The organism is bacterium, from assembly GCA_035371905.1.
Taxonomy (GTDB): Bacteria; Ratteibacteria; UBA8468; order B48-G9; family JAFGKM01; genus JAMWDI01.
This window is the reverse complement of the sequence record DAORXQ010000079.1, coordinates 1-7,868: the sequence shown is the minus strand read 5'-3', so window position 1 is coordinate 7,868 and position 7,868 is coordinate 1. Positions and strand designations below refer to the sequence as shown.

The following is a 7,868-nucleotide window of genomic DNA, read 5'->3' as shown; positions in this document are numbered from 1 at the left end:
ATCCATTCAATTTATAATTTTTTAAAGTGTGTATATGAAAATAAAAATGCAAGTCCTTCACTTTATGATGGAATTTACAATATGAAAGTCATTGATAAAATAAAAAAGTCAATTGAAACAAAAAGATGGGAAAAAATATAAAATTTTAAGTTGTTTTAAAATCAATTCTTAAATTTGATAAAATCTCCTCTTTAATTTTATTGAGATTTATTTTATCAAGAATATAAACTTTTGTATCCTTTCTCATCTTAATAATATCACAGAATGGATGTGGTTTTAACATTATAGTTGCAAGGATTTTATTCTGACTTTCAAAAGCAGAGAGTATAACTTTTTTAAATTTTTCTGAAAACAATTCCATTTTGCCAATTTCATCAATTACAATCAAACAATTTCTTTCTAAAAGTCCTCTTTCAATCTCACAAACAGCAATATTTTCTAAATTTTCAACAGAAACATAATATTTTGAAACTTTATAAGGAGTGTTAAAACTTATATGTGCTAAAATACCTTCTTTTCCTGATAAAGTAAAAATTTTAAACCCAATTCTTCTGCCTTTTTCCTTAATTTCCTCTGTATAGAATCCAAATTTTTTAACATTTACACAATTTAAAATCTCTTTAATTAAAGTTGTTTTTCCGCACCCGGGTATACCTGTAATCAAAATGTTTTTTACCAAATTACAAGTTTAAATCCCTTTTTTAATTACATAATTTACAAGGTCAACAACCCTGCAACTATAAGCCCATTCATTATCATACCATCCAAAAACTTTTACAAAATTATTATCAACTATATATGTTGAAGGAGCATCAAATATACAGGAATGTGGATTTTTTGTAAAGTCCTTTGAAACAAGTTGTTCTTCACAGTACTGTAAAATCCCCTTTAAATTTGTTTCTGCTGCTTTCTTGAATGCAGAATTTATTTCATCAACAGAGGTATTTTTTTCAAGAAGAACAGTTAAATCCACAATGGAAACAGTTGGAGTTGGTACTCTTAAAGCAATTCCATGCATCTTCCCATTTAAAGCAGGAATTACTTTTCCAATCGCCTTTGCCGCTCCTGTTGTTGTAGGTATAATTGATAGTGCAGCTGCTCTTGCTCTCCTTAAATCCTTATGTGGAAGGTCAAGAATTCTCTGGTCATTTGTATAAGCATGTATTGTTGTCATAAGTCCTTTAATTATTCCAAAATTGTCATTTAAAACTTTTGCAATTGGAGCAAGACAGTTAGTTGTGCATGAAGCATTTGAAAGAATTACATGTTTTTTAGGGTCGTACATATCCTCATTAACACCCATAACTATTGTAACATCCTCTCCCTTGGCAGGTGCAGTAATAACAACTTTTTTTGCTCCACCTTCAATATGTGCACGTGCTTTTTCCGCTTCTGTAAAAAGGCCTGTTGACTCAATTACTATATCAACACCTAAATCCTTCCATGGTAAATTTTTTGGGTCCTTTTCACTTAAAACCTTTATTTCCTTTCCATTTATAACTATACTTTTTTCTTTTGCTTCAACAGTTCCATTAAATATTCCATAATTTGAGTCATATTTGAAAAGATGAGCAAGTGTTTTTGCATCAGTTATATCATTAACAGCAACAAATTCAAATCCGTCATAATTTAATTCAATAGCACTTCTTAAAACCAATCTACCAATTCTTCCAAATCCATTAATTCCAATTTTCACCATTTTTTCCTCCTTTTTTAATTTTTTATTATACCAGATTTTTTTTATTTAAGTCAATAAAATTTCAATAATGTAATATTTTGACAAAAAATCACTTTACATATTTTCAGTTCAATGATATTATTTTTCTAATGAAAAATTGAAAAAACTATGATAAGAAAAATTGGTTTTGATAACGAAAAATATCTTGAGGAACAGAGTAAAGCAATTCTTGAAAGGATTAATCTTTTTAAAGGTAAATTGTATCTGGAGTTTGGAGGAAAACTTCTATATGATTATCATGCAGCAAGGGTTCTTCCCGGTTATGATTGTAACATAAAGATAAAACTTCTGCAGGAATTGAAAGATAAAATTGATATTATTCTCTGTATATATTCAGGAGATATAGCAAAAGGCCGTATTAGAGGAGATTTTTGGAATTACTTATGATGCAGATGCACTAAAACTTATTGATGGGTTAAGAGAATATGGTCTTGATATTAGAGCGGTAGTTATAACAAGGTTTGAAAATCAGCCCAATGTTGTTGCCTTTAAAAATAAATTAGAATATAGAGGTATAAAAGTATATCTTCATACAGCAACAAAAGGTTATCCAACTGATGTAAATACTATTGTTAGTGAAGAAGGTTATGGAAGAAATTCATATATTGAAACAGAAAAGCCAATTGTAGTGGTGACAGGACCTGGAAGTGGAAAACTCGCAACCTGTTTATCTCAACCTTATCATGATTACAAAAGAGGAATAAAATCTGGCTATGCAAAATTTGAAACATTCCCTGTCTGGAATTTACCACTAAAACATCCAGTAAATATTGCTTATGAAGCAGCAACTGCTGACCTCGGTAATGTTAATATGATTGACCCTTATCACCTGAATGCTTATAAGGAAAGTGCTGTAAATTATAATAGAGATATAGAACTTTTTCCTGTATTGGAGAGAATATTAAAGAAAATTATGGGAAATAATCTTGTATACCGTTCTCCCACAGATATGGGAGTAAACCGTATTGGTTTTGCTATAGTGGATGATGAAGTAGTAAGAGAAGCAGCAAAACAGGAAATAATAAGAAGGTATTTCAGATATAACTATGAATTTGTTCTTGGGATTGAATCACATAAAACTCTTGAAAGAGTTATACTTTTAATGGAAGAACTCAATTTAAAACCTGAAGACAGGTCTGTTGTTAAACCAGCAAGAATGTCGGCAGAAAGAGCAAAGGAGAAGATAGGTAATTATTCCAGTGTATATTGTGGTGCTGCTATTGAAGTACCGGATGGGACAATAATTACAGGACATAATTCAGAACTCATGACTGCTGCTTCAAGTATGATTCTTAATGCTATAAAATATATGGCAGAAATACCGGATAAAATTCATCTCCTTTCAACAAATATCATAGAGCATATTAAAAAACTTAAAGGAGAATTTCTTGGACTTAAAAATGAAATTTTAGACCTTGAAGAAACATTGATTGCACTTAGTATATCAGCAACAAATAATCCCACTGCAGAGATGGCGATGGAGAAGTTAAAGGATTTAAAAGGGTGTGAAGTACACCTTACTCATATACCAACCCCGGGTGATGAAATTGGATTGAGGCGATTGAAAGTAAATTTGACAGCAGATGCCAATTTCCCTACAAGAGAACTTTTTTTAGGATAATAATTTTTAAGAATGACTTTCTTTAATTTTTTAAATTAAGTAAATTAGGTTATATTTAAAAAGGGTAAATACTTACAGAACCAAAGGTACAAAACACTGGAATTTGAAAAATTCCAGTTGTTTTTTCTGGCGTTTTTTGCCCAGAACAAGTTATAATTACCTTAAACCCTCAAAGATTGAGGGGGTGCTGGTGCGACGAATAAGGAGCACCGATTAGCACGGGTGGCGAGATGGTGAGCCACCTATTTAGGGGAGTTGATACCTCTTGGGGATTTTAAAGGGGTTTAAACCCCTTTAAGAAAGAACCGGAGTTGACAGGAAAAACAAAATATAACAAAATAAAAAAGGAAACGGGGTTCATAAATATTTATAAAAAAGGAGTGAAAATGAAACTGAAAATTTTTCTTTTTGTTTTTCTATTCTTTATATCAATCTTTTTACCTGCCCAGAATATAAAAATCCCAGAAAATGTTGAGATTATTAAAGATGTTGTTTATGGAGAAGTTGACGGAAAAAAATTACTTCTGGATATAGTAAAACCTGAAAAAAATGAAGGAAAAATGCCTGTTATTGTTTTTGTTCATGGAGGTGCCTGGAGAGGTGGAGATAAACAGGGTGGTATTTACAGATTAATTCAATTTGCAGAAAAAGGTTATTTTTGTGTAACTATAAATTATAGATTGAGTCAGGAAGCAAAATTTCCTGCCCAGATTGAAGATTGTAAATGTGCTATAAGGTTTTTAAGAGGAAATTCAGAAAAGTATAATATTGACCAGGACAAAATTGGTGTCTGGGGTCCATCTGCTGGTGGACATCTTGTTGCTTTACTTGGAACAACAGGTGATATAAAAGAATTTGAAGGAAATGGTGGCTGGAAAGAATATTCAAGCAGAGTAAATGCTGTCTGTGACTGGTTTGGCCCTTCTGATTTTTTAACAGGTTTTGAAAAATCAAATAAGGAGGGTTCACCTTATAAAGTAATATCAGAACTTATAGGTGGTGAAATTGAACTGTTAAAAGAAAAAGCAAAAAAAGCAAGCCCTGTTTATTATGTTAATAAAGATTGTCCACCATTTTTAATTATGCATGGAGATAAGGATAATGTTGTTCCTTATGTTCAGAGTGTAATCCTTTATAATAAGTTAAAGGAGAATAATGTTCCTGTAACTCTTGTTAAGATAAAAGATGGAGGACATGGGACAGGATTTAAAAAGAAGGCAATGGATTTTGTTGAAAGTTTTTTTGACTTTTATCTTAAGGGTGAAAAAGAAAAATGGCAGAGTTTAAGAGGAAATAATGATTTTATTGAGATACCTGCTGAATAAATTTTACTGAGATATTTTTTAAGTTTAAAAAGGGGGAAAAATGAAAATATTTATAATAGGGGGTACTGGACATATAGGTAAAAATCTTGTAAAAATGCTGGAAGAGGAAAAATTTGACCTTTTTATTTTAACAAGAGGAGTTAAACCCCTGCCTGAGAATAACAGAATAAAGTTTTTTAAAAAAAATTATGATTCAAATAAAGAGGAATGGAAAAATATATTTGATGAAGTCAAGCCAGATGTGGTTGTTGATATACTCGGGACATTTGCTCCCTGTATTTATGAAGTATGTAAGATTTATATTAAACACTTTATTCTCTGCGGTTCAATATGGATGTTTGGAGAGCCAAAGAAAGTTCCAACTCCTGAAGAAACTCAATCACCTTGTATTTTTTCCGGTTATGCTAAAAGATATCTTGAAATGCAAGAGATTAAAATCCAGACAAAAAAAGATGGAGTGAACTTTACTGCTATTATGCCACCAAATATATGTGGACCTGGTAAAATTCCTCTTGATTGTTATGGAGAAAGAAGTATTGAAAACCATAAAAAGCATAAAAAGGGAGAAATTGTTTTTCTTCCCGAACCTGGACAGACACTTATCGGTCCATGTGATGCTGAAGATGTTGCAAAAGGTTTTTTCCTTTCAATTATTCAACCTTCAAATTCAGAAGATGAAATTTTTAATGTTGGTTCAGAATATGCCATTACAGTGAAAAATTTTGTTGAAACCTATGGGAAAATCTATAATGTAAATATTCCTGTTGAATGGGTAAGTTGGAGAGAATATTCAGAAAAAATAAATCCACAACCAGGGGCAAATACTCATTTTAAATGGCATATGTGTCCTGATATTTCAAAAATTTCAAAAAAACTTGGATATAAACCCAGATATACACCGGAAGAAACAATGGAAAGAGCGGTTAGATGGATGGAAGAACAAAATCTGATTTAAAAAGGAGAAAGTTATGAAAATTATTATTATAACAGACCTTGAAGGAGTTGCTGGAGTTGTGGATTTTGAGACACAGGCACTATCCGGGAGTAAATATTATGAAACTGCAAAAGAACTCGCAACTGAAGAAGTAAATGCAACCTGTGAAGCATGTATTGAAAAGGACGTAGATGAGATTCTCGTAATAGATGGTCATGGTCCGGGAGGAATAATTCCTGAAAAAATACATAAAGAAGTTAAACTATTACACGGAAGGCCGGTACCGACTTTTTGGGAACTTGATAAAAAATGGGATGGTTTAATTCTTCTTGGATACCACTCAATGAATGGAACTGAAAAAGGGAATTTAAATCATACATATACACTTGAAATAGTTAATATGTGGTTGAATGGAGAAAAGATAGGAGAAATTGGAATGAAGATATATCTTGCTGGCTGGTTTGGAATACCCACAATTTTAATATCAGGAGATGAAGCAGCAGTAAAAGAAGCAGAAAAATATGTCAGTAATATTGAAAAGTGTATTGTAAAGTGGGGAATAACAAAAACAAGTGCAATTTCTCTTTCACCTTTAAAAGCAAGGGAGATAATAAAGGATAAAACAAAAAGAGCATTAGAAAGAATAAAAGAAATAAAACCTGTAAAATTGGAAGGAAAATGTGAAATTGTTATTGAGTACTTATCCACTGCAGATGCATTTAATAGAGGCGAAAAATCTGATGCTGAATTAATTGAACCAACAAAAGTAAGAATAAAAGGTGAAAATTTTATTGATGTATGGAAGAAATTTTATAGAGGATGAAAAATTTCCCTAAAAAATGACACACATATTCAGTACAAATTGAAGCAAACTTTTAAAATTTCTCCCACATAAACTATTCATGAGTTAATTTAAATCTTGACAGGAATTTTTAAAATGTGTATAATAGTGTATACAAATTAAACTTTTTTTTGAAATTCAGGTCTAAATTATAAAATGGAGGTGGAGAGTGCTTAAAAAATTTGAAAGGATTTTTAAAATTGTAATTATTTTTTCTTGTTTATATTTGTTAAATCTTTTTTCATCTGATTCTGTCAGTGTTATTTTCAGTGTTCCGATTGTTAAAAATGGAATTGAGGTAAAAGTTGGTCCAAATTCTGGAGCGGAAAGTATTAAAAATTATGCAGGAAAAACAGGACTGGAAACAAATATTTTAAAAGAAGCAGGTGTAATTTATTGTGATATTGATGATAAATTCATTTATGATGGCATAAATAAAGTTTTAATAAAAGTTGAATACTGGGATAAAAAAGTTAATAGTGATGAAGGATTTTATATTGCGTATGATTCAGTTGGAGAACCAAGGGTTTATTTACCGAAGATATATTTTGAAGGAACAAATACATGGAAAAAAATTGAATATTATGTTGACAATGCTAAATTTGCAAACAGACAGAATGGAGCAGATTTAAGAGTTTTTTCACCGGAAACAGATATATGTATAAGGAATATAACTATTGAAAAAGTCCCTGAAAAAGTCCCAATTAAAAATGTTGAGATTGTCCCTTCTTCAATTGTTCTTATTGAGGGAAAAAGTTTTAGGCCTTCTTTAATTATAAATCCATACTATGCAACAGATAAAATTTTTAAATGGAGTTCAGATAATCCAAAAGTTGCTACTGTTAATTCTGATGGTGTTATTGTTGCTGTTACAGGTGGAAATACAATCGTAAGAGCAGTAAGCAGGGATGGAAAATTTAAGGCAGAATGTAATGTAAAAGTAATTTCTGTAAAAGGTAAAGGAATCCTTGCTGAAAGAGTTAATGATTTTCTTGATAGTATTGGAATAAATACAAGTATATCAACAAGAGGAGAAATTTTTGAAAAAACAATTGAGTGTATTAAGTATACAGGGATAAGATGGATAAGAGGAATGGCAAGTTTAGATGAAATGAAAAAATTAAATAAAGAAACAGGTGTTAAATTTACTTTACCTTTAATACAGGATATAAATAAACTTATTAAAGTTGGAAGAGAACTTGCGAAAGACGGGATTTTACTTGGTTTTGAAGGACCGAATGAGCCGAATAACTGGGGATTTACATATAGAGGGGAAAAAGGTGGAGGACATGGAGCAAATACATGGGTTCCTATTGCTAAATTTCAAAGAGATTCTTATGGTTTTATAAAATCAGACCCTGAGTTAAAGAGATATCCTGTATGGAATTTAAGCGAAGGAGGAGCAGAGG

Annotated in this window: 6 protein-coding genes and 1 pseudogene; 5 read left to right on the top strand and 2 right to left on the bottom strand. The window is 31.0% G+C overall.

All coding sequences use genetic code 11. The features are described from left to right. Nucleotides 1–145 precede the first annotated feature (145 nt). Together PKV21_07915 and gap are read right to left on the bottom strand one after the other, a co-directional pair. A complete protein-coding gene (locus tag PKV21_07915) occupies nt 146–679 on the bottom strand; it encodes an NTPase (GenBank protein HOM27415.1) in 534 nt (177 codons plus the stop codon). Nucleotides 680–688: 9 nt separating this feature from the next. After that, nucleotides 689–1,699: a type I glyceraldehyde-3-phosphate dehydrogenase gene (gene gap / locus PKV21_07910; GenBank protein HOM27414.1), complete on the bottom strand. Its 1,011-nt coding sequence runs from the start codon at nt 1,697–1,699 to the stop codon at nt 689–691. A 147-nt stretch (nt 1,700–1,846) separates the two neighbouring features. Here gap and PKV21_07905 point away from each other — a divergent pair. The 5 genes and pseudogenes from PKV21_07905 to PKV21_07885 form a co-directional block, all read left to right on the top strand. Next, a pseudogene (locus PKV21_07905) lies at nt 1,847–3,359 on the top strand (DUF1846 domain-containing protein). 386 nt (nt 3,360–3,745) lie between these two features. Then, nucleotides 3,746–4,684 carry an alpha/beta hydrolase gene (locus tag PKV21_07900; GenBank protein HOM27413.1) on the top strand — a complete coding sequence of 313 codons (939 nt, stop codon included), beginning with the start codon at nt 3,746–3,748 and terminating at the stop codon, nt 4,682–4,684. A gap of 40 nt (nt 4,685–4,724) precedes the next feature. Further along, nucleotides 4,725–5,639, top strand: a complete 915-nt coding sequence (locus PKV21_07895; GenBank protein ID HOM27412.1) for an NAD(P)-dependent oxidoreductase — start codon at nt 4,725–4,727, stop codon at nt 5,637–5,639. Nucleotides 5,640–5,652: 13 nt separating this feature from the next. Continuing rightward, the gene (locus PKV21_07890) at nt 5,653–6,441 is read left to right on the top strand and encodes a M55 family metallopeptidase (protein HOM27411.1); all 789 of its coding nucleotides are present in this window, start codon (nt 5,653–5,655) and stop codon (nt 6,439–6,441) included. A 187-nt stretch (nt 6,442–6,628) separates the two neighbouring features. Beyond that, nucleotides 6,629–7,868, top strand: a 1,240-nt coding sequence (locus PKV21_07885) for an Ig-like domain-containing protein (GenBank protein HOM27410.1), incomplete at its 3' end; no start/stop codon positions are given.

What these genes read in the sequence shown, in the direction of transcription:
- PKV21_07895 (HOM27412.1), top strand. Translation starts at nt 4,725, where the DNA reads ATGAAAATATTTATAATAGGGGGTACTGGACATATAGGTAAAAATCTT.
- PKV21_07900 (HOM27413.1), top strand. Translation starts at nt 3,746, where the DNA reads ATGAAACTGAAAATTTTTCTTTTTGTTTTTCTATTCTTTATATCAATC.
- gap (HOM27414.1), bottom strand. Translation starts at nt 1,699, where the DNA reads ATGGTGAAAATTGGAATTAATGGATTTGGAAGAATTGGTAGATTGGTT.
- PKV21_07890 (HOM27411.1), top strand. Translation starts at nt 5,653, where the DNA reads ATGAAAATTATTATTATAACAGACCTTGAAGGAGTTGCTGGAGTTGTG.